Raw genomic sequence first — 19970 nt, forward strand, 5'->3', positions numbered from 1 at the left:
GCATTACTCTCCTTCCATCGGAAAGACCGCTGTCGCGGTTGCCAGCGCGACGATGCCTTCTTCACGGCCGATGAAGCCGATTTTCTCGTTTGTCGTCGCCTTGACCGAAACCCGGTTCACGCCGATTCCGATGACATCGGCAATCGACTCGCGCATGGCTTCGCGATGCGGGCCGATCTTCGGTCGTTCACATAAAAGCGTCACGTCGCAATGTGTCACGCGGCCGCCTGCATCCTGAACCAGCGTCGCCGCGTGTTTCAGGAAGACATGGGACGCCTGGCCTTTCCACTGGGGATCGCTCGGCGGAAAATGGCTGCCGATGTCGCCCGCACCGATTGTCGCCAGAAGGGCGTCGGTCAATGCATGGAAACCGACATCGGCATCGGAGTGCCCGGAGAGCATGCGGTCATGGGCGATCTCGACGCCGCACAGGACGATCCGGTCTCCGCGGACGAGTTGGTGCGTGTCATATCCATGGCCGACGCGAACATCTGGCAGGACGGGAGCGGTCTCGTCTTTCAGCATGCGTTCTGCTTCCTCGAAATCCTGCGGCCATGTCAGCTTGATATTGCGGGAATCGCCGGCAACGACACGCACCGGCAGATTGGCCCACTCGTAAAGTGCCGCGTCGTCGGTGAACTCCTCGGCCGCCGTTTCCGCCGCCTGCCTGTGAACATCCAGTATGGAGGCCAGCGGGAACGCCTGAGGTGTTTGCGCCCGGTACAGCCCCGACCGGGGCACTGTCGCGTGTATCCTGCCGGTGTCGTCCGTGGCCTTCAATGTCTCCGAGACCGCAAGGGCGGGAATGACACCGCTCTCTGGGTCATCGGCCAGAGACTCCGCGATCGTGTCGAGAACGGCTGATGTAATGAAAGGGCGCGCGGCATCGTGGATCAGCGCGAATTGCGGCGCGGGATCCATTGCTGCGAGTGCTTCCAGGCCGCGCAGGACGGATGCCTGCCGCGTCGTGCCGCCGGTGACCACCGTAATCCCGTCGAGATCACCGGAAAGCGCTTCGCGCAGCAGGGCTTCGTCATCGGCGTGGCGGACGATCACCACCGGGCATTCCGGATTCCATTCCCGGAAAGCTCCCAGTGTTCTCGCGATCACGGACTTCGCGCCGAGACGTCTGTATTGCTTGGGACCATTGCCCGCGCCGGCGGCTCTTTCGCCGCGCCCCGCCGCGACAATGACCACTCCGTAACGCTGCCCGGTTTGCATTTTCGACTTTTCTTTCGGCACTTATGCAGGCAAAAGCGCCATGTTCCTGAAAAAACGCCTATCGGGCTCGCTTTAACACACCGCGCCGATTGCACAAGGCACGCATAGTGTCTAGTAAATAGGCATAGTGTGTATATGCCCATTATTCAGTCAAAGGCATTCATGACCGATATCCACGCACCTCTGAAGATCGGATCTGTCGAGTTGCGCAACCGGGTCTTCCTCGCTCCGATGTCAGGCGTGAGCGACTGGCCGTTTCGCCAGCGCGCATTCCGTCACGGCGCGGGGCTTGTCGTGTCGGAGATGATCGCGAGCGAAGAATACTGCCGTGCCCGCAAGGAAAGCCGGGTGCGTGCGCAGGCGGACGGGTTGCCGGTGCGCATGCTGCAACTGGCCGGGCGCGAGGCGCGCTGGATGGCAGAGGCGGCACGGATCGCGCAGGGCGAGGGCGCCGATATCCTGGATATCAATATGGGATGCCCCGCGAAGAAGGTGACGGGCGGATACTCCGGTTCGGCCCTTATGCGCGATCTCGATCATGCGCTCACCCTGATCGAGGCGACCGTGAGTGCGGTCGATATTCCCGTCACGCTCAAGATACGGCTCGGCTGGGACGAGCACAGCATCAATGCTCCCGAACTCGCGAAACGCGCGGAGGATGCGGGTGTGCGGATGATAACGGTTCACGGCCGGACACGCGAACAACTCTACAATGGCCATGCCGACTGGCGTCGCGTGCGCGATGTGAAAGAGGCGATTTCCATCCCGCTGGTCGTCAATGGCGATATTGCCCGGTTGCAGGACGCGCGTGCTGCGCTGTCGGCCTCCGGGGCCGATGCGGTGATGGTCGGACGTGCAAGCTATGGTGCGCCGTGGCTGCCGGGAGAAATGGCGCGGGAGGCAGGCTTCGACGAGGCCGGAACGGTCGCCGCGCCGTCGGCGCGCGAATTGCCGGATTATGTCGCCGGACATTACCAGGACATGCTGTCTCACTACGGGCGCGAGACCGGCGTCCGCCATGCCCGCAAGCATCTTGGCTGGTATCTCGATCGGCATGGTGAGCAGGCTGAGCACATGGCGCTCCGCCGCCGGGTCATGACCAGCAACGATCCGGACGAGGTCATGCGCATGACAGGCGAGATCATCTCAAATTCCGATTTCAGGGCGGAGGCTGCATAGTGGCGTTTACATTGCGCAAGAAACAGTCCGCACCGGATCCGATGCGCGCATTGAAGGTTCTCGATACACTGCGCGACCCGGTGGTGCTCCTGGATGCAGAGGATACGATAGCCTTCGCCAACCTCGAGGCGGAGTACTTCTTCTCTTCATCGCAGAGCCAACTCGCCAAGTCCAAGATTCAGGATTTCGTCGCATTTTCAAGCCCTTTACTCGCGCTTGTTCAACAGGTGCGTGAGCATGAATCCCCGGTCAACGAGTATCGGGTCGATTTGTCGTCGCCAAGGCTCGGTGCCGATCGGATCGTCGATGTCCATGTTACGCCGGTGTCTGACGAACCCGGCTCGATGGTCATCGTCTTCCGGGAGCGTTCGATGGCCGAGAAATTCGACCGGCAGATGACCCATCGCGGGGCGGCTCGATCGGTCACCGGCCTGGCGTCGATGCTCGGTCACGAGATCAAGAATCCGCTGTCTGGCATTCGCGGCGCGGCGCAACTGCTCGAGGCGGCGGTCAGCGACGAAGATCGCGCACTGACCGGTCTTATCCGCGAGGAGACCGACCGGATCGTATCGCTGGTCGACCGGATGGAGGTTTTCTCCGACGAACGGCCGATCGAACGCGAACCGGTCAATATCCATGTCGTGCTCGACCGGGTGCATCAGATCGCGATGTCCGGTTTCGGACGGGACATCAGTTTCGTGAAGCAGTACGACCCGTCGCTTCCGATGGTCCTCGGAAACAAGGATCAGCTGATCCAGGTTTTCCTGAACCTCGTGAAGAATGCCTGCGAGGCCTGCGAAAACAACGAGCACGCCCAGATCAAACTGCGTACCGCGTTCCGACCGGGTATCCGCTTGTCCATTCCGGGAGCCAATGAGCGCGTCGCATTGCCGCTGGAATTCTGCGTCGAGGACAACGGCTCGGGTGTTCCCGAAGACATACAGATGCACATGTTCGACCCCTTCATCACAACCAAGCAGAACGGATCGGGCCTCGGCCTGGCGCTGGTCGCCAAGATCGTCGGCGATCATGGCGGTGTGATCGAGTGCGACTCGCAGTCGAGCAAGACGGTGTTTCGCATTCTGATGCCGGCCGCGCCGGCAACGCCGATCGAATTGATACAGCCCGCTAGCGGAGACAACGAACAATGAAAGGCACCGTTCTCGTCGCTGACGACGACGCCGCCATCCGGACAGTGGTCAGCCAGGCGCTTTCGCGCGCCGGTTACGACGTCCGGCTGACCTCCAACGCATCGACGCTCTGGCGCTGGGTGACCGCCGGGGACGGCGATGTTGTCGTCAGCGATGTCGTCATGCCGGACGACAATCTGTTCGATCTCCTGCCGCGCATGCGCAAGGTCCGTCCGGAACTGCCGATCATCGTGATGAGTGCGCAAAACACCTTCATGACCGCGATCCGCGCCTCCGAAAAAGGCGCTTACGAGTATCTGCCGAAGCCCTTCGACCTGGTCGAACTGACCGGAATCGTGGGCCGCGCGCTGGCGGAATCGCGCCGCAAGAACGGAGACGATCAAGCCTCCAAGGCAGCCGCACAGAAAGACCACGAGGGCATGCCGCTGGTCGGACGGTCCGCGGCGATGCAGGACATCTATCGTGTGCTCGCGCGCATGATGCAGTCGGATCTGACAGTGCTGATTAACGGCGAGTCGGGTACCGGCAAGGAACTTGTCGCAAGCGCGCTGCACGAATACGGCAAGCGGAAGAACGGCCCATTCGTCGCCATCAACATGGCGGCTATTCCGCGCGACCTGATCGAGTCGGAGTTGTTCGGCCACGAGAAGGGGGCCTTCACCGGGGCACAGGCGCGCTCCAGCGGTCGGTTCGAGCAGGCCGAGAACGGAACGCTGTTTCTCGACGAGATCGGCGATATGCCGATGGACGCCCAGACGCGGCTTCTTCGCGTGCTTCAGCAGGGCGAATACATGACGGTCGGTGGGCGCACGCCCATCAAGACCAATGTCCGCATCGTCGCGGCGACCAACAAGGATCTTCGTTCGCTGATCAATCAGGGCCTGTTCCGCGAAGACCTCTATTACCGTCTCAATGTCGTGCCGTTGCGCATGCCGCCGCTGCGGGAGAGGCTCGAGGATATTGGCGACCTCGTGAACCACTTCCTGACCAAGGTTCAGGGCGAGGGGCTCGAGGCAAAGCGGATTCTGCCGGAAGCGCTGCAACTGATGAGCCGCTATCACTGGCCGGGCAATGTGCGTGAGCTTGAAAACCTGATCCGGCGGCTGAGCGCTCTGTATCCGCAGGAGGAAATCACGCCGGAAATCGTCGCGGCCGAACTGGATGCCGGCGAGGGGGGCGAACAGTCCCCGTCGGGTCTCCTGGCCGGCGACGTGACGATCTCGCAGGCGGTCGAGCACAACATGCAGGACTACTTCCGTTCCTTTGGGGAGAACCTGCCGCCTCCGGGCCTTTATCAGCGTGTTTTGGCCGAACTGGAACAGCCGCTGATTCTCGCCACTCTGGCGGCGACACGCGGCAATCAGATCCGAGCGGCCGAGGTGCTTGGCCTCAACCGGAACACGCTGCGCAAGAAAATCAAGGAACACGGCCTGAGCGTCTTCAAGGGCGGGGCATAAATCGTTGGGGAGGGTGGCGACATGTTGTAAAGTCGCCACATTCTGTTGCATATTCAGCACTCCGATCCGTCGGATATCAGCGATTTACTCATGCCATTTCTCCAGAGCGCCAAGGTCGCACTCGATTTCGGTATCCACGACCGGTCGAGCGCTCGCAGGGCGCAGTATCGCGGCATAGCCGTCATCATCGGCGCTCTCCTGACGGCGGGCGTTTCTTTTGCCATCCTGATCGGGCTGACGCCGATCCAGCCTGACAATACCGTCACGCTGTCGGCCATCGTCATCAACGGTTTTTTCGTCTTCGCGCTGCTGTGGCTGATCGGTGTGGAGCTGCGGCGCATATATGTGGCACGCAAGGCCGGGAAGGCCGCGTCGCGACTGCATGTGCGCATCGTCAGTCTGTTCACGATCATTGCCGTCATTCCGGCTATCGCGATCGCCGTCGTCGCCAGCATCACGCTCGATCTCGGGCTGGATCGCTGGTTCGAGATTCGTACGAAGACAATCGTCGATTCTTCGCTGCAGGTGGCGGAATCCTATATCAACGAGAACGCCATCAACCTGCGCGACGCGACGATCAACATGGCGTTCGCCCTGGACAGCCAGCGTCGGCTCTACAACCTCGACCGCGCCGGCTTCAGCCGCTACCTGACGCAGCAGGCGCGTGGGCGCGGCATGCTGGGCGCATTCGTCATTCGTCCGGACGGCAGTGCGATCCACAGTGCGGACATCGAGGTCGAGCGCGCATTGCCGCAGCCGCCGTTGGACGCTCTCAAAACGGCAGCCGACGGAAGACCTGTCATTATCCCGCCGGGCGTGACCAATCTGGTCGGGGCGATCATCAAGTTGCGCGAAATTCCGAACGCGTATGTCTATACGATCCGGACCGTTGACGCAGATGTCCTGGAAGCGGTTCAGCTGATGCAGCAGAACCGGGCCGAATATGTCGGCCTGGAACGCAACAGGACGAATGTGCAACTCGCATTCGCAATCCTCTATTTCGGCCTCACCCTGATCATGGTCCTGTCGGCGATCTGGACCGGTATCGCGGTCGCCAACAGGCTGGTTCGCCCGATCCGGCAGTTGATCGGCGCGGCTGAGGAAGTGTCCGGCGGCAATCTGGATGTTCGCGTTCCGGTCCGCGCTTCGGATGGCGACGTCGGTTATCTCGGCGAGACGTTCAATGGAATGCTCGGTCAGTTGAAGGAACAGCGCGACGAAATCCTCCATGCGACCGACCTCATTGACCAGCGCCGCCGCTTTTCGGAAGCCGTCCTTTCCGGGGTTTCGGCGGGTGTCATGGGGGTCGACGACAATGGTGTGATCACGGTCGCGAACCGATCCGCCGCTCTCATTCTCGGGACGGGAGAAACAATCGAGCCGGGGACACAGTTGTCCGATCTCTCGTCGCATGTCGCCGAAGCACTGGACGAGGTTCGTCGAAGCGAACGCGAAGACGCGCGAAAGCAGGTGAATTTTCTGGATCGCAATGGGCGCGAACGTGTTCTCAACGTTCAGGTCACGGTCGACCGCGAAGTGGGCGGCATCCATGAGCATGCGAGCGACGAAGCCGAGGATGCGCCTGCCGAGCATACGCACGTGGTCACGATCGACGATATCTCCGACCTCGTCGAAGCGCAGCGCTCGACGGCCTGGGCGGACGTCGCGCGCCGCATTGCCCATGAGATCAAGAACCCCCTGACGCCGATCCAGCTTTCCGCCGAACGGCTCAAGCGCCGCTACGGAAAGATGGTTGGCGAAGACAGTGCGGTGTTCGACCAGTGCACGGATACGATCATTCGGCAGGTCGGCGACATCGGGCGCATGGTCGATGAATTCTCGTCTTTTGCGCGCATGCCGAAACCGGTCATGGAGAAGAAGGATCTGCGAGAGACGCTGCGCGAGGCGACATTCCTGGTGGAGGTCAGCCGGAGCAATATCAGTTTCGAACGCGATTTCGATGATGAGGAACTCGTCTGCATGTTCGATGACAGGCTTGTCGGGCAAGCTATCGGAAACATTATAAAAAATGCGTCGGAAGCTGTGGAGGCCCGGCAAGCCGCCGAGGCGGAAGGCCGCGGGGACGGGCGCATCAAGGTACGCGCCTACAGGCAGGGATCGGAGGAGATCGCGGTCGATGTGATCGACAACGGAAAAGGGCTCCCGCGCGCGAACAGGGCCAAGCTTCTCGAACCGTATATGACGACCCGCGAGAAGGGGACGGGCCTCGGCCTCGCCATCGTCAAGAAGATCATGGAAGACCATGGCGGGCGGCTCGAACTGCACGACGCGCCGGATGATTTCGACGATGGACGCGGAGCGCTGGTGCGCCTGGTGTTTCCCGTCGCCGTCGGAGTGGAGATAGAGGAAGTGGGGCAGAATGAGATAACGGACGACATGCGTCCGTTAGCCGAGAGGACAGTATGAAAGCGGACATTCTGATTGTTGACGATGAACAGGATATTCGGGAGATCGTCGCCGGCATTCTGGAAGATGAGGGCCATGAGACACGCATGGCGCATGACAGCGACAGCGCGCTCGCGGCAATCTCGGATCGCGCGCCGCGACTGGTGTTTCTCGATATCTGGCTTCAGGGCAGCAAGCTGGACGGCTTGGCATTGCTGGACGAGATTCAGACGATCCACCCCGGCATGCCTGTCGTCATGATTTCCGGCCATGGCAATATCGAGACTGCAGTCTCGGCCATCAAGCGTGGCGCCTACGACTATATCGAGAAGCCGTTCAAGGCAGACAGGCTCGTCCTCGTCGCGGAGAGGGCGCTCGAAACATCCTCGCTCAAGATGCAGGTGAAGGATCTCAAGCGGCGCTCGACCGAGACGACGGAACTGATCGGCAATTCGGCTGCAATCAATTCCCTGCGTCAGACGATAACGAGGGTCGCGCCGACCAACAGCCGTATTCTGATCTCGGGTCCGTCGGGATCCGGAAAGGAACTCGTCGCACGTTCCATCCACATGCAGTCCGGGCGGGCAGGCGGACCGTTCGTCGTCATCAACGCGGCTGCCATCACGCCGAGCCGTATGGAGACGGAGCTGTTCGGAACAGAGCCGAATGGTGGCGAGCGCAAGGTCGGCGCGCTGGAGCAAGCCCATGGGGGCATTCTCTATATCGATGAGGTCGCCGACATGCCGCTGGAGACGCAGACGAAGATTCTGCGCGTTCTGGTGGAGCAGGAGTTCGAGCGTGTGGGCGGTGTGCGCCGGGTCAAGGTGGACGTGCGGATCATCTCATCGACGGCTTTCAATCTGGAAGCCTTGATCGAGGCGAAGACGTTCCGGCGCGACTTGATGAATCGTCTTTCGGTCGTCCCGATCGACGTTCCCCCGCTGGCCGAACGGCGAGAGGACATTCCGCTTCTGGTTCAGACATTCATGACCCAGATCAGCGAGCATACGGGTATCCGTCCCAAATTCATCGGCGACGATGCGATGGCCGTGCTGCAAACTCATGACTGGCCGGGGAACATTCGCCAGTTGCGCAACAATATCGAGCGCCTGATGATCCTGACGCGCGACGAGCCGGAAGACACGGTGATCGGCGTGGACATGCTGCCGTCGGAGATCGGAGAGAACCTGCCACGCGCGCCGACATCGGATGATGCGCACATCATGGCTTTGCCGCTGCGCGAGGCGCGCGAGCGGTTCGAGCGCGACTATCTGCTGGCGCAGATATCGCGTTTCGGCGGAAACATCTCGCGTACGGCGGAATTCGTTGGTATGGAGCGATCCGCATTGCACCGGAAGCTCAAGTCGCTCGGTGTCTGAGGCAAACGAAACCGGACGGGGAAGCGAATGCGGGTCATAATATGCGGCGCCGGCCAGGTGGGGTACGGCATCGCCGAGCGCCTCGCAGCCGAAGCCAACGACGTCTCCGTGATCGACATGTCGGCGACGCTCGTTCAGAGGATCCGCGACACGCTCGACGTGCGCGGGTTTGTCGGTCATGGCAGCCATCCCGATGTCCTTGCCGCCGCTGGCGCGGACCAGGCGGACATGATCATCGCCGTCACGCTTTACGACGAAGTCAACATGACCGCGTGCCAGGTGGCGCATTCGCTGTTCGACGTACCGACCAAGATCGCCCGCATTCGCTCGCAAAGCTACTTGCAGGCGCATTACAACAATCTGTTCTCGCGCGATCATCTCCCAATTGACGTGATCATTTCCCCGGAGCGGGAAGTGGGCGATGTGGTGTTGCGGCGGATTGCTTCGCCGGGCGCCAATGACATCGTGCAGTTCGCCGAGGGCAAGGTCACGATGATGGCGATCGAATGCCGCGAGGACTGCCCGGTCATCAACACGCCGCTCAGCCAGCTCACGGAACTCTTTCCGGACCTCTCCGCAACGGTGGTTGGCGTCTGGCGCGACGAGCGGCTTTTCGTCCCCCACTCGGCCGACCAGTTGCTGGCCCGCGACCTCGTCTATGTCATTTCGAACCGGAAGCAGGTCAAGCGCACGCTGAGCCTGTTCGGTCACGACGAGGCCGAAGCGCGCAGGATCATCATTGCGGGTGGCGGCAATATCGGGCTCTACGTCGCGGCCCAAATGGAGGCGCGGGACTCGCGCACCAAGGTCAAGATCATCGAGGCTGAACACGCGCGCGCGGTGCATGTCGCCGACCAGTTGCGGCGTACCGTCGTCCTGCACGGCAGCGCGCTCGATCAGCAGGTGCTGGTCGAAGCCGATATCGAGGATAGCGAATTGATGGTGTCGCTGACCAATGACGACCAGGTCAATATCCTGTCGTCGGTGATGGCCAAGCGGCTCGGATGCCAGTCGACACTCGCGCTGATCAACGATCCGGCCTACCAGGGGTTCACCGACACGTTGGGGATCGATGCGCATATCAATCCGCGTGCGGTGACGATTTCCCGGGTTCTCCAACATGTTCGCAGAGGACGCATTCGCCAGGTCCATAGCGTGCAGAAGGGGTCGGCCGAGGTGATCGAGGCCGAGGCGCTGGAGACCTCTCCGCTGGTTGGTGCGCCGCTGAAGGAACTGGATCTGCCCGAAAACATTCGTATCGGCGCGATCTACCGCGACGGCGAAGTGATCAAGCCGGACGGGACGACCAGGATCAAGGCGAAGGACCGTGTCGTCATCTTTGCCGAGTCCGGCGCGGTTCGCCGTGTCGAGCAGATGTTCCGCGTCAGCCTCGAATTCTTCTGATGAAGTTGCCGGTTCCCGACAGGACGGTTCGGGGGACGTCGTGCGGACCGTAGTCTTTCTCCTTGCCTTTGCGAGCGCCTTGTTCTTCGTCTCGATGGCGGCGCCGATCCTCGTCGGTTTCGCGCATGACGAGACAGAGGAGGTGTTGCGGCTTTCCGTCCTGGCATCGACGGGCGCGTTCGTTTCGATCCTGACCATGATCGCCTCGCTCGGCAGCCGTCATGTCGTGACGCCCAATCGTCTGATCCTGTCGATGGTCTTCGTCTGGGCGGCCCTGTCCCTGCTCGGCACGCTGCCCTTCATGCTTGCCGACGATACGCCCTTCGAGCGCGCGCTGTTCGAAAGTGTCTCCGGTCTCACCACGACCGGCGCGTCAACCTTCACGGCACGCGAGGCAATGCCGCGCTCCATCATCTTCTGGCGGCTTCAGCTTGAATGGATCGGCGGCTTCCTGACGCTGGCGTCTCTGTTTCTCGTCCTTTCTCCGCTTGCGATCGGCGGTCTGCCCAAGCGAGCGATGGCGCCGGAATGGAATATCGAAACAGGTGGCGAGCGCGACGCGGGCGCCCAGCATCTGCGGCGATACATGCCACTGCTCGCCTATTATGTCGCCGCGTCGGTGATTGCGTTCTTTCTCTTCATCGCCAGCGGCACAGACAGTCTCGGGGCGGCGCACCTGACGATGACGAGCCTGTCGACCGGGGGCTTCAACCCCTATGACACTGAACTGGAAGCACATCATGGCGTGCCGACCCTCGCGATCATGGCAACGGTTCTGACGATATCGGCCACCAGTCTGTTCTGGCAGCGCTATGACCTCTCCAATCCTTTCCGCGTCATCTGGCGCAACCGGGAAGCGTGGTGGGTCATGTTTCTGGTCGCGGTCATGACCATTCTCTATCTCGTGGCATTTCTGGAGATCGGCGCGGTGACGGGCCGGGGCGATGCAGTGCCGGTACTGGTCGAGAGCTTTTTTGCCGCCGCGTCGATCGTGGCGACGTCGGGACATGAACCTCGGCCCGGCGTGATCGCGCTCTTGCCGGAGATTTTCGTTTTCGCCATCGCGTTCATCGGTGCGGCCGTCTTCTCGACCTCGTCCGGCCTGAAAATCCACCGTCTCGGCGCGATGCTGGTTCAGTCGTTCCGGGAACTCAACCTTCTGATCTATCCGAGTTCTGTCATTCCGACGCGGATCGCACGTGCGGATTATGACGAGCGTTCCATCGTCGAAACCTGGCCGGTCATGGTGCTGCTTCTTGCGGTGGTCGCGTTCGCCATGTTCACGCTGGCAGGCGGGCAGGGCAATTTCGAAGCCTCGATGCTGGCGGCAATGGCGCTTCTCGTAAATGCCGGGCCGCTCTATGACGCTTACATTCCCGTCGCCGCGACGCCCGATATGTGGCCCGAATACCGCGACTTCGGAAGCCTAGAACGTCTGATCGGTTGCGTGGTCATGCTTCTCGGCCGATTGGAATTCGTCGCCGTCTTTGCAATTCTGAATTTGAGATACTGGCTGAGTCGCTGAAAATCGGAGAATCGAGTGTCGCGCATTACCTATGTCAACGGCCGATATTCGCGCCACCGGGACGCCGTGGTTCATGTCGAGGATCGCGGCTACCAATTCGCCGACGGCGTCTACGAAGTTTGCGAGATCGCGCGCGGCTATATCATCGACATGACCCGGCATCTGGACCGGTTGGCGCGGTCCCTGAGTGAGTTGCAGATCGCATGGCCTGTCGATCGCGATGCTCTCGTTGCGATCCTGCGGGAAGTGGCGCGGCGAAACCGGGTGCGCGACGGCATGATCTATATACAGGTCACGCGCGGCGTTGCCCGGCGCGACCACGTTTTTCCTTCCGACGCCACGCGCCCGTCTCTGGTCGTTACCGCGCGAAGCAGCGATCCGCAGACCGCGCGAGCGAAGGCGGGCGAGGGCGTTGCCGTCCTGACCGTTCCGGAAAGCCGCTGGGAGCGCGTCGATATCAAGACTGTCGGCCTTTTGCCGAATGTCCTCGCGCGTCAGAAGGCGAAGGAAACGGGAGCCGCCGAGGCCTGGTTCGTCGATGCCGACGGTATCGTAAAGGAAGGCGCGGCGACGAATGCCTGGATCGTGACCGCCGACGGCACGCTGGTCACACGGCCTGCGGATTTCGGTATACTGCGCGGGATCACGCGCGCTACGGTGATGGACATCGCCGCCGGGCAGGGGCTCAAGGTTGAGGAGCGCGGGTTTACCGTCGAGGAGGCAAAGCAGGCGCGAGAAGCTTTCATTACGGCGGCCACAACACTGGTGATGCCTGTCGTGCGTATCGACGAGACATCAGTCGCCAATGGACACCCCGGATCAGTTTCGCTTGCGCTAAGAGACGCATTCTTTGAAACAGCGGAGAAAACACCCATTTGATCACGAAAGAGTGAGACGAAAGCCCAATTAGTTTCCGCATTGAAAAAATCACTAGGAATTTTACGTTACTCGCATTGCGGCAAAACCATATCGCGACTAATTCATTGATACCTGTACAGACGGAAAAAACATGGCTGAACGCTCCCAAAATCTGCAAGATCAGTTTCTGAATGCAGTTCGCAAACAAAAAATTCCGCTGACGATCTTCCTCGTCAATGGGGTGAAGCTTACGGGCGTCGTCACTTCGTTCGACAATTTTTGTGTTTTGCTGCGGCGCGACGGACATGCGCAACTGGTCTATAAACACGCGATATCGACGATCATGCCCGGCCAGCCGGTCAGTTTGTATGAAAACGACGACGCGACGTCCAAACCCGATTGACGAAACACTCTGAAAATCAGCACGACCCCGTCCGTGCGCGAAAGCGCAAGGGTCAGGATCATGCGCCGGTGCCCACGGTCGCCGTGGTTGTCGAGCCGGACCTGCGCCAACAGGGGCAGGGAACGGACAGCACACCATTGCGCGCTGCCGCCGAGCGGCTGATCGAGGCGGAAGGCCTCGCGCGCGCCATCGATCTCGATATCGCGCACAGCATGATCGTTCCGGTCTCCAAGCCGCAGCCCGCGACACTGCTTGGCACGGGCAAGGTCGAGGAGATCAGGGGCATCATAGAGGCATGTCATGCCGGGCTCGTCATCGTCGACCATTCCTTGACGCCGGTTCAGCAGCGCAACCTCGAGAAAGAGTGGAACGCCAAGGTTCTCGACCGGACGGGCCTGATTCTCGAAATCTTCGGCGAGCGTGCGCAGACCAAGGAAGGCTCCCTGCAGGTCGAGCTGGCGCATCTGAACTATCAGAAGGGCCGGCTGGTCAGAAGCTGGACCCACCTCGAACGCCAGCGCGGCGGCGCGGGCTTCCTCGGCGGACCGGGCGAGACCCAGATCGAGGCGGACCGGCGTATTCTCCAGGACAAGATCAAGAAGCTGGAGCGCGAACTCGAAGGCGTGCGCCGGACCCGCACGCTGCACCGCTCCAAGCGCAAGAAGGTTCCGCTGCCGATCGTTTCTCTTGTGGGCTACACCAATGCCGGCAAGTCGACCCTGTTCAACCGGCTGACCGGCGCCGAGGTGATGGCCGAGAACATGTTGTTCGCGACGCTCGATCCGACCTTGCGGCGGGTGCGATTGCCGGGCGGCACATGGATTATCCTTTCGGACACGGTCGGGTTCATCTCCGATCTGCCGACCCATCTGGTCGCCGCCTTCCGGGCGACGCTGGAAGAGGTGCAGGAGGCCGATGTCGTGCTGCATGTGCGCGATATGTCCGGCGCGGCCAGCAAGGAAGAGGCCGCAGACGTGGCTGAGATTCTGCGCGATCTCGATATCGACCCCGACGATGAGGAGCACGTCATCGAGGTCTGGAACAAGATCGACGCGATCGCGCCTGAAGAACGGGCCGAACTGATCACGCGGGCCGAGCGTTCTGCGACGGGCCCGTCCATTGCTGCCGTGTCGGCGATAACCGGCGAGGGGGTCGACCGGCTTCTGGCCGAGATCGAGACGCGGATTGCCGGCAAGCTCGTCGCGCGGCGGTTTTCCATTCCGCCGGAGCGCGGGGCCGATCTCGCCTGGCTCTACGACCATGGTCAGGTACGCCACCGCGAGACCGCGGAGGACGGTACGGTGACGGTCGATATCGAGATGACAAGCGACAACGCCGCCGCGTTCGAGCGTCGTTGAATTTTTCCAATCGCCGATCTATCGCTGCCCCGGCGGCTTATTCGCCCAGCCGACCAGCCCCTGGCATTCGCGCAGAACGCTGTCGACCTCGTGAATGGGCCGGCCCCTGCGATAGCCGGGCGGGAAGCCGGGTCGCAGCGATGACAGTCTGCGCGGGCGCCGCCGTGTGAGCCGCCACCGGGCAAGACGCTTGGCCTGTGCCGGCAGATCGTCGAGTGCGTCGATCAGCGCCCGGACGCGGCGGCCGAGCGATTTCGCGTCGCGCGGTTCGTCTGGCCGAAAGTCGGCAGAGCCGGGAAGGGCGTCAGACACGTCCTCGTGCTTGTCTCCCTCCGTGATCCACGGATTGTCCGGCAGCGGCTTGAACGGGTCGAAAAGCTGGAATGCGGGGTCCGCTTTCGGCTTGCTACGCGAGCCGGATTGAGTCTTTGCGCGGGTGGTTCCGTTGTCGGGGGGCTTTCGGGGGATCCCCGGCTCATCATCGAGCCCGATCGCTTCCAGAACAATGAGACGGCGCACCGCGGATTCAGCGGGACGCAGGATGCGCAGGACACGGAAATAGATTGCGGCCGGTAGACTGTCCTTCATACCGCCGCCGGGCAGGCGGAGGACGGCGACGAGTTGCGCCGCGATCCGCAGAAGCGCGTCGCAGTTCAGCTCGATTGCCCTGGCCAGCCATGCCCTGTCGTCCATATCGTCTCGCTGCTTTGCGCTACTACATCCATCTCAGCCGGATACGGCTGATCAGGTTGTAGAAATATACAGTGACGGTTTTCAGAGGGGCTTTCTGATGAATGAAAATTCTCCATCTATATGTATTCGCGATCTAAAATTTCTGATCGACCGAAACTTTATCCACCGCAAGCTGTAATATTCATCTCAAGATAAGGCTGTTCGTTAAGGGTAAATATTCAGAAATGTTGCGTCGCAGCTTGTCCGGTGACTGTGTTTTTCAGGTTTTTCAGGGAGAGCGACCATGAAGATTTTATCTTCGGCACTTGCAGTTATGCTATTGCTATCGACAACCACGGCTTATGCGCATGGCGGCGGTTGCCGGAAGGATTCTCCTCCCGGCCAATGTTGCCATATGGACCGGAAAGCTGGCACCTCGCACTGTCACTAGGTGACCGCTTGGCGCCATCTCGCCGAGAGTAATTTCGGCGACGTCAGGCCTTTTTCAGAAACTCGGTGCGCAGGACGAGGCCCTTGATCTTCTCGACCCGGCATTCGACTTCGTCCGGATTGCCGGTGAGGCGGATGCCCTTGACCAGCGTGCCGCGCTTTATGGTCGAGGACGTGCCCTTGACCTTCAGATCCTTGATGACCGTAACGTTGTCGCCATCGGCCAGGATCGTGCCGTTTGTGTCGCGGGTTTCATCGCTCATGGAAGCAGCCTTTCGTGGATTTGCCAAACGGCAGTAGCGGCCAGCGGGCGAAATGGAAAGAGGCCGCTAACGCGTCTCCGTGTCGCGCAGCTATTTCGCTGTCTTCGCTTCCTGCCAGAGGGCTTCCATCTCGTCGAGCGTGGCGTCGGCGGGATTGCGGTCCTGTTCGCCAAGACGGCGTTCTATGTGGCGGAAACGGGTGAAGAATTTATGGTTGGCGGCTTCGAGCGCGGCCTCGGGTTCGACATCGAGGTGGCGGCCGAGATTGACCAGCGCGAAGAGCAGGTCACCATATTCCTCGCGGACCTTGTCCTCCTGTCCAGACGCCATGACCTCGCGCAGCTCGCCGATTTCCTCCTCGATCTTGTCGAGGATTGGCGGGGCGGTGTCCCAGTCGAAACCGACGCGGGCAGCCTTGCGCTGCAGCTTGATCGCGCGGATGAGGGCGGGAAGGGCGCGCGGCACATCGTCCAGAAGCGACAGGTGCTCGACCTGCTCCACGCCGGCGGCTTTCTGCGTTTCCGCGTGTCTTGCGGCTTTCTCGGCCTTTTCCTCCGCCTTGATCTTTTCCCACATGCCCTTGGCGAGCTTCTTGCCGCGCACGGAGTCGTCGCCGAAGACATGTGGATGGCGGCGGATCATTTTCCTGGTGATCGCTTCGACCACATCGCCGAAATCGAACTGGCCGGCTTCCTCGGCCATGCGGGAATGGAAGACGACCTGAAGCAGGAGGTCGCCCAATTCGTCGGGCAGATCGACCATGTCTTTCCGCTCGATTGCGTCGGCAACCTCGTAGGCTTCCTCGATCGTATAGGGCACGATCGTCTCGAAGCTCTGCTCGACATCCCACGGGCAGCCGGTCTCGGGATCGCGCAGCGCCGCCATGATTTCGAGAAGCCGGGAAATGTCGCGGGAAGGGGTCATGCCGGCATACTATGCATAAGCGTGACGGGACGAATGTGCATCGTTGCTGCGTCCACAGAAACTGCGTTGTCAGCGTCCTGCGCGAGCGAGACCATGCTCGATCAGGCGATCCAGCAGTTCCTCGTAGGGGATGCCGGATGCGGCCATGGCCTTGGCATACATGGATATGTCGGTGAAGCCGGGGATCGTGTTGATCTCGTTGACGAGGCATTTCATGTCGGGCGTGACGAAGAAATCGACGCGCGCCATGGCGTCACAGCCAGCGGCGCGAAAGGCGTCGGCGGCCAAGGTGCGCATTCGTGTCTCGATGTCTTCCGGCAGTTCTGCCGGGATTGTCAGGGCCGCGCCATCGGCGTCGACATATTTCGCATCATAGCTGTAAAATCCGTGGCTCCCGGATGGCGCGATTTCGCCGGGGCGAGACACGATCAGGGTACCGTCCGGTTCCTCCAGCACGGCGAATTCGATTTCGCGGCCATCGACAAATTCCTCGGCCAGAAGCCGGCTGTCATGCCGGAAGCCTTCGGTGAGCGCCGTGTCGTAGTCGTCGGCGTTTGAGACCTTCGTGACGCCGACCGACGAGCCCTGGCGTGCCGGCTTGACGAAGACGGGCAGCCCAAGTTCCTTTTCGAGTTCTGCGAGCGTCGGAATATCGTCCTTGCGGATGACGACCGAACGGGCCACAGGCACGCCGGCATCGCGTAGCAGGCGCTTGGTCATGTCCTTGTCGATCGATGCCGCCGAGCCGAGAATGCCGCAACCGACCAGCGCCACGCAGGCGACTTCGGCCAGTCCCTGGACCGCGCCGTCTTCGCCGTGCAGGCCATGCAACACCGGAAAAAGCAGATCAGCCGGCGGAAGCTCTTCCATACGGTCCGAGCCGGCGGCAAGCATGCGGCCGTGGCCGCCGGGAACGAGCGCAACTTCGACGCCGCTCTTGGGCCTTGTCAGTTCGCGATCTTCGAAGGCGGCCAGCAACCAGCGGCCGTCGCGCGTGACGTAGACGGGTACGACATCATACGTCTCGGGATCGAGCGCGCGCACGACATTTGTCGCCGACATGAGCGAGACATCGTGCTCGGCGGAGCGTCCGCCATAGAGGACGAGGATACGGAGACGTTGGGAGGAGGCGTTCATCGATTCTCCAATTCAGGCATATCCGCGACACTCCATCTGATTGTCGCATAAGATGGATTATGGAACTGCGATTAGCCCGATACCGCGATGAGCTGTGGCTTTACGGCGTCGACCAGAGCCCTTGGATCGACGCTGAAGACGCTGTCCGGCCGCCCTGCGGCAGCCCAGACCGTCTCATAGTCCAGCAGGCTTTCGTCCAGCCATGTTGCGACTGGCGCCTTGTGGCCGATCGGTGCGACGCCGCCGATGGCGAAGCCTGTCTCGTCGCGCACGCGGCGGCCGTCACACCGCTTGAGGTTTAATCCGTATCTGCTTGATATGTATTCGAGATCGGCGTTGTGCGAACCGGATACCAGCAGCAGCGCGAGCGCACCAGTATCGGCATTCTCGAAGACCAGAGACTTGACGATCTGACCGACGGTACAGCCGCAGGCCTCGGCCGCGTCTTCGGCCGTGCGCGTCGACTGATCCATCACGCGCAGTTCGATTTGCAGTCCGAGCCGCTCGGCGTCCTGAGCGACGCGCTCCATGCTCGATCCGGGTTTCGGGACGACGGGATTGCTCATGGCGTCAGGCTCCGGTTTCGATGACAAGGCCGTCATAGGCCGGCTCGACGTGATCGGGCGTCTCGCGCTTCACGGTTTCATAGTCGAGCGGAGTATGCATGTGGGTCAGAAATGCGCGTTTCGGCGCCAGTTCCATAATCACGGCAAGTGCCTGTTCCAGCGAAAAATGGCTCATATGCTCGCGATACTGCAGCGCGTCGATCACGAGGACATCGAGATCCCGGAGCTTGTCGAGCGTGGCGGCTGGATAGGCGCTGACGTCCGAACAATATGCGAAATCGCCGATGCGAAAGCCAAGCGAATGGATTGCGCCATGCGTCTGGAGTAGCGGCTCAAAGCGGATCGGACCGCCCGGCCCGTTCACCTCGAATGGCGATCCGATCTCGATCGGATGGCGTCGAAGGATCGGCGGATAACCGCTGCCCGGCGGCGTCTGGAAGCAGTAGCCGAATGCATCGTTCAATCGTTCGAATGTTGAGTTGTCCGCCCAAACGTCCATGAGCCGTTTCTGCCAGAGGACAAAAGTCCGAAGGTCGTCGATGCCGTGGATGTGGTCGGCATGCGGATGCGTGTAGACCACGCCGTCGAGTTGGCGGACCTGCGCGGCGAGCATCTGCTGGCGAAAATCCGGTCCGGTGTCGATAACGACGCAGGTCCGCTCGCCGTCGGGCGCGAAGCGTTCCACCAGCAAGGACGCACGCAGGCGGCGGTTTTTCGGATTATGCGGGTCGCAATTGCCCCAGTCGCCGTTCAGGCGCGGCGTGCCGGGTGATGAACCGCAGCCCAGCACGGTGAACTTCATGGCGGCCGCTTGCCCGTCAGCCATCGTGCCGCGTCACCCTGGAAAACAGGCGGTAGAAGTTCTCCGTCGTCGCCGTTCCGATTTCGTCCAGCGAAACGCCGCGCGTATCGGCCAGCACCTGTGCTGTGTTCTTTACATAAGACGGTTCGTTGCGCTTTCCGCGATGCGGCGGCGGCGCGAGATACGGCGCATCGGTTTCCACCAGGATACGGTCCGCCGGCATGTCTTTCGCGATGGCGCGGATGTCTTCGGATTTCTTGAAGGTCAGAATGCCCGAAAAGGAAACATAACCGCCGAGCGATATCCCGGTTTCGGCGAGCGCGCGACCGGATGAAAAACAGTGCAGGACGAAGGGGAAGGCCCCCTTCCCTTCGGTTTCCTCCGTCAGGATCCGCGCCATGTCCTCATCGGCGTCGCGGGCGTGGATCACCAGCGGCAGTCCCGTGCGTCGCGCGGCGTCGATATGGCGGCGAAATCCTTCCGCCTGCGCCTCGCGCGGCGCCTTGTCGTAGAAGTAATCCAGACCGGCTTCGCCGATCGCAACGACCTTGTCGCCTTCGGCCAGCCGGACGAGATCATCCGCCGTGATGTCGAGTTCCTGATCGGCATTGTGCGGATGCGTGCCGACCGAACAGAAGACATCATCATAGGTGTCGGCGATGGCGCGGATCGTGTCGAACTTCCTGACATGCGTCGAGATCGTGACCATGCGCACGAGCCCGGCCTCTCGGGCGCGCGCGACGATATCGTCGCGTTCGACTTCGAAGTCGGGGAAATCCAGATGGCAGTGGCTGTCGACGAGTACGGTCATGAGC

18 protein-coding genes are annotated in these 19970 nt (G+C 61.4%); 10 read left to right on the top strand and 8 right to left on the bottom strand.

Going from position 1 to position 19970, the window contains the following annotated elements; all coding sequences use genetic code 11:
• Positions 1-3: 3 nt before the first annotated feature.
• Positions 4-1221, bottom strand: coding sequence for a bifunctional 2-C-methyl-D-erythritol 4-phosphate cytidylyltransferase/2-C-methyl-D-erythritol 2,4-cyclodiphosphate synthase (locus ACQK2M_RS14470; RefSeq protein WP_425418376.1), 1218 nt, complete (start codon positions 1219-1221; stop codon positions 4-6).
• A 162-nt stretch (positions 1222-1383) separates the two neighbouring features.
• On the opposite strand from ACQK2M_RS14470, the gene dusB reads away from it, so the two are divergent.
• From dusB to hflX, 10 genes are all read left to right on the top strand, one after another.
• A complete protein-coding gene (gene dusB, locus ACQK2M_RS14475) occupies positions 1384-2400 on the top strand; it encodes a tRNA dihydrouridine synthase DusB (protein WP_425418377.1) in 1017 nt (338 codons plus the stop codon).
• 41 nt (positions 2401-2441) lie between these two features.
• Complete coding sequence (locus ACQK2M_RS14480; protein WP_425420047.1) at positions 2442-3551, top strand: two-component system sensor histidine kinase NtrB; 1110 nt, start codon at positions 2442-2444, stop codon at positions 3549-3551.
• On the top strand, positions 3548-5008 hold the full coding sequence (gene ntrC / locus ACQK2M_RS14485) for a nitrogen regulation protein NR(I) (protein WP_425418378.1): 1461 nt from the start codon (positions 3548-3550) through the stop codon (positions 5006-5008). The genes ACQK2M_RS14480 and ntrC overlap by 4 nt, the downstream gene beginning before the upstream one ends.
• 90 nt (positions 5009-5098) lie before the next feature.
• Positions 5099-7435, top strand: coding sequence for an ATP-binding protein (locus tag ACQK2M_RS14490; protein ID WP_425418379.1), 2337 nt, complete (start codon positions 5099-5101; stop codon positions 7433-7435).
• Complete coding sequence (locus ACQK2M_RS14495) at positions 7432-8793, top strand: sigma-54-dependent transcriptional regulator (protein ID WP_425418380.1); 1362 nt, start codon at positions 7432-7434, stop codon at positions 8791-8793. The genes ACQK2M_RS14490 and ACQK2M_RS14495 overlap by 4 nt, the downstream gene beginning before the upstream one ends.
• Positions 8794-8820: 27 nt before the next feature.
• Entirely contained in the window at positions 8821-10197 is a 1377-nt protein-coding gene (gene trkA, locus ACQK2M_RS14500) for a Trk system potassium transporter TrkA (protein ID WP_425418381.1), read from the top strand.
• A 40-nt stretch (positions 10198-10237) separates the two neighbouring features.
• Positions 10238-11722: a potassium transporter TrkG gene (locus tag ACQK2M_RS14505; RefSeq protein WP_425418382.1), complete on the top strand. Its 1485-nt coding sequence runs from the start codon at positions 10238-10240 to the stop codon at positions 11720-11722.
• Positions 11723-11737: 15 nt separating this feature from the next.
• Positions 11738-12601, top strand: a complete 864-nt coding sequence (locus ACQK2M_RS14510) for a D-amino-acid transaminase (protein ID WP_425418383.1) — start codon at positions 11738-11740, stop codon at positions 12599-12601.
• 130 nt (positions 12602-12731) lie between these two features.
• Positions 12732-12983, top strand: a complete 252-nt coding sequence (gene hfq / locus ACQK2M_RS14515; RefSeq protein ID WP_223477794.1) for an RNA chaperone Hfq — start codon at positions 12732-12734, stop codon at positions 12981-12983.
• 68 nt (positions 12984-13051) lie between these two features.
• Entirely contained in the window at positions 13052-14341 is a 1290-nt protein-coding gene (hflX, locus tag ACQK2M_RS14520) for a GTPase HflX (protein ID WP_425418384.1), read from the top strand.
• Positions 14342-14359: 18 nt separating this feature from the next.
• Here hflX and ACQK2M_RS14525 read toward each other — a convergent pair whose 3' ends face one another.
• The 7 genes from ACQK2M_RS14525 to ACQK2M_RS14555 form a co-directional block, all read right to left on the bottom strand.
• Positions 14360-15034: a hypothetical protein gene (locus tag ACQK2M_RS14525; protein ID WP_425418385.1), complete on the bottom strand. Its 675-nt coding sequence runs from the start codon at positions 15032-15034 to the stop codon at positions 14360-14362.
• 473 nt (positions 15035-15507) lie between these two features.
• Positions 15508-15726, bottom strand: coding sequence for an alkylphosphonate utilization protein (locus ACQK2M_RS14530; protein ID WP_223477791.1), 219 nt, complete (start codon positions 15724-15726; stop codon positions 15508-15510).
• Positions 15727-15816: 90 nt separating this feature from the next.
• Complete coding sequence (gene mazG, locus ACQK2M_RS14535; protein ID WP_425418386.1) at positions 15817-16650, bottom strand: nucleoside triphosphate pyrophosphohydrolase; 834 nt, start codon at positions 16648-16650, stop codon at positions 15817-15819.
• A gap of 69 nt (positions 16651-16719) precedes the next feature.
• The gene (locus tag ACQK2M_RS14540; protein ID WP_425418387.1) at positions 16720-17787 is read right to left on the bottom strand and encodes a D-alanine--D-alanine ligase family protein; all 1068 of its coding nucleotides are present in this window, start codon (positions 17785-17787) and stop codon (positions 16720-16722) included.
• A gap of 71 nt (positions 17788-17858) precedes the next feature.
• Positions 17859-18353 (bottom strand): YbaK/EbsC family protein, encoded by a 495-nt coding sequence (locus ACQK2M_RS14545; RefSeq protein WP_425418388.1) that lies wholly within the window; start codon positions 18351-18353, stop codon positions 17859-17861.
• Between the two features lie 4 nt (positions 18354-18357).
• Positions 18358-19179, bottom strand: a complete 822-nt coding sequence (locus ACQK2M_RS14550; RefSeq protein WP_425418389.1) for an MBL fold metallo-hydrolase — start codon at positions 19177-19179, stop codon at positions 18358-18360.
• A complete protein-coding gene (locus ACQK2M_RS14555; protein WP_425418390.1) occupies positions 19172-19966 on the bottom strand; it encodes a TatD family hydrolase in 795 nt (264 codons plus the stop codon). Before ACQK2M_RS14555 ends, ACQK2M_RS14550 begins: the two co-directional genes overlap by 8 nt.
• Positions 19967-19970: the final 4 nt, after the last annotated feature.

Origin of the sequence: Oricola indica (assembly GCF_965227485.1) — a bacterium.
Lineage (GTDB): Bacteria > Pseudomonadota > Alphaproteobacteria > Rhizobiales > Rhizobiaceae > Oricola > Oricola indica.

What these genes read in the sequence shown, in the direction of transcription:
- mazG (WP_425418386.1), bottom strand. Translation starts at nt 16,650, where the DNA reads ATGACCCCTTCCCGCGACATTTCCCGGCTTCTCGAAATCATGGCGGCG.
- ACQK2M_RS14540 (WP_425418387.1), bottom strand. Translation starts at nt 17,787, where the DNA reads ATGAACGCCTCCTCCCAACGTCTCCGTATCCTCGTCCTCTATGGCGGA.
- ntrC (WP_425418378.1), top strand. Translation starts at nt 3,548, where the DNA reads ATGAAAGGCACCGTTCTCGTCGCTGACGACGACGCCGCCATCCGGACA.
- ACQK2M_RS14480 (WP_425420047.1), top strand. Translation starts at nt 2,442, where the DNA reads ATGCGCGCATTGAAGGTTCTCGATACACTGCGCGACCCGGTGGTGCTC.
- ACQK2M_RS14555 (WP_425418390.1), bottom strand. Translation starts at nt 19,966, where the DNA reads ATGACCGTACTCGTCGACAGCCACTGCCATCTGGATTTCCCCGACTTC.
- trkA (WP_425418381.1), top strand. Translation starts at nt 8,821, where the DNA reads ATGCGGGTCATAATATGCGGCGCCGGCCAGGTGGGGTACGGCATCGCC.
- ACQK2M_RS14530 (WP_223477791.1), bottom strand. Translation starts at nt 15,726, where the DNA reads ATGAGCGATGAAACCCGCGACACAAACGGCACGATCCTGGCCGATGGC.
- ACQK2M_RS14495 (WP_425418380.1), top strand. Translation starts at nt 7,432, where the DNA reads ATGAAAGCGGACATTCTGATTGTTGACGATGAACAGGATATTCGGGAG.
- dusB (WP_425418377.1), top strand. Translation starts at nt 1,384, where the DNA reads ATGACCGATATCCACGCACCTCTGAAGATCGGATCTGTCGAGTTGCGC.
- ACQK2M_RS14525 (WP_425418385.1), bottom strand. Translation starts at nt 15,034, where the DNA reads ATGGACGACAGGGCATGGCTGGCCAGGGCAATCGAGCTGAACTGCGAC.
- hfq (WP_223477794.1), top strand. Translation starts at nt 12,732, where the DNA reads ATGGCTGAACGCTCCCAAAATCTGCAAGATCAGTTTCTGAATGCAGTT.
- ACQK2M_RS14550 (WP_425418389.1), bottom strand. Translation starts at nt 19,179, where the DNA reads ATGGCTGACGGGCAAGCGGCCGCCATGAAGTTCACCGTGCTGGGCTGC.
- ACQK2M_RS14490 (WP_425418379.1), top strand. Translation starts at nt 5,099, where the DNA reads ATGCCATTTCTCCAGAGCGCCAAGGTCGCACTCGATTTCGGTATCCAC.
- ACQK2M_RS14545 (WP_425418388.1), bottom strand. Translation starts at nt 18,353, where the DNA reads ATGAGCAATCCCGTCGTCCCGAAACCCGGATCGAGCATGGAGCGCGTC.
- ACQK2M_RS14470 (WP_425418376.1), bottom strand. Translation starts at nt 1,221, where the DNA reads ATGCAAACCGGGCAGCGTTACGGAGTGGTCATTGTCGCGGCGGGGCGC.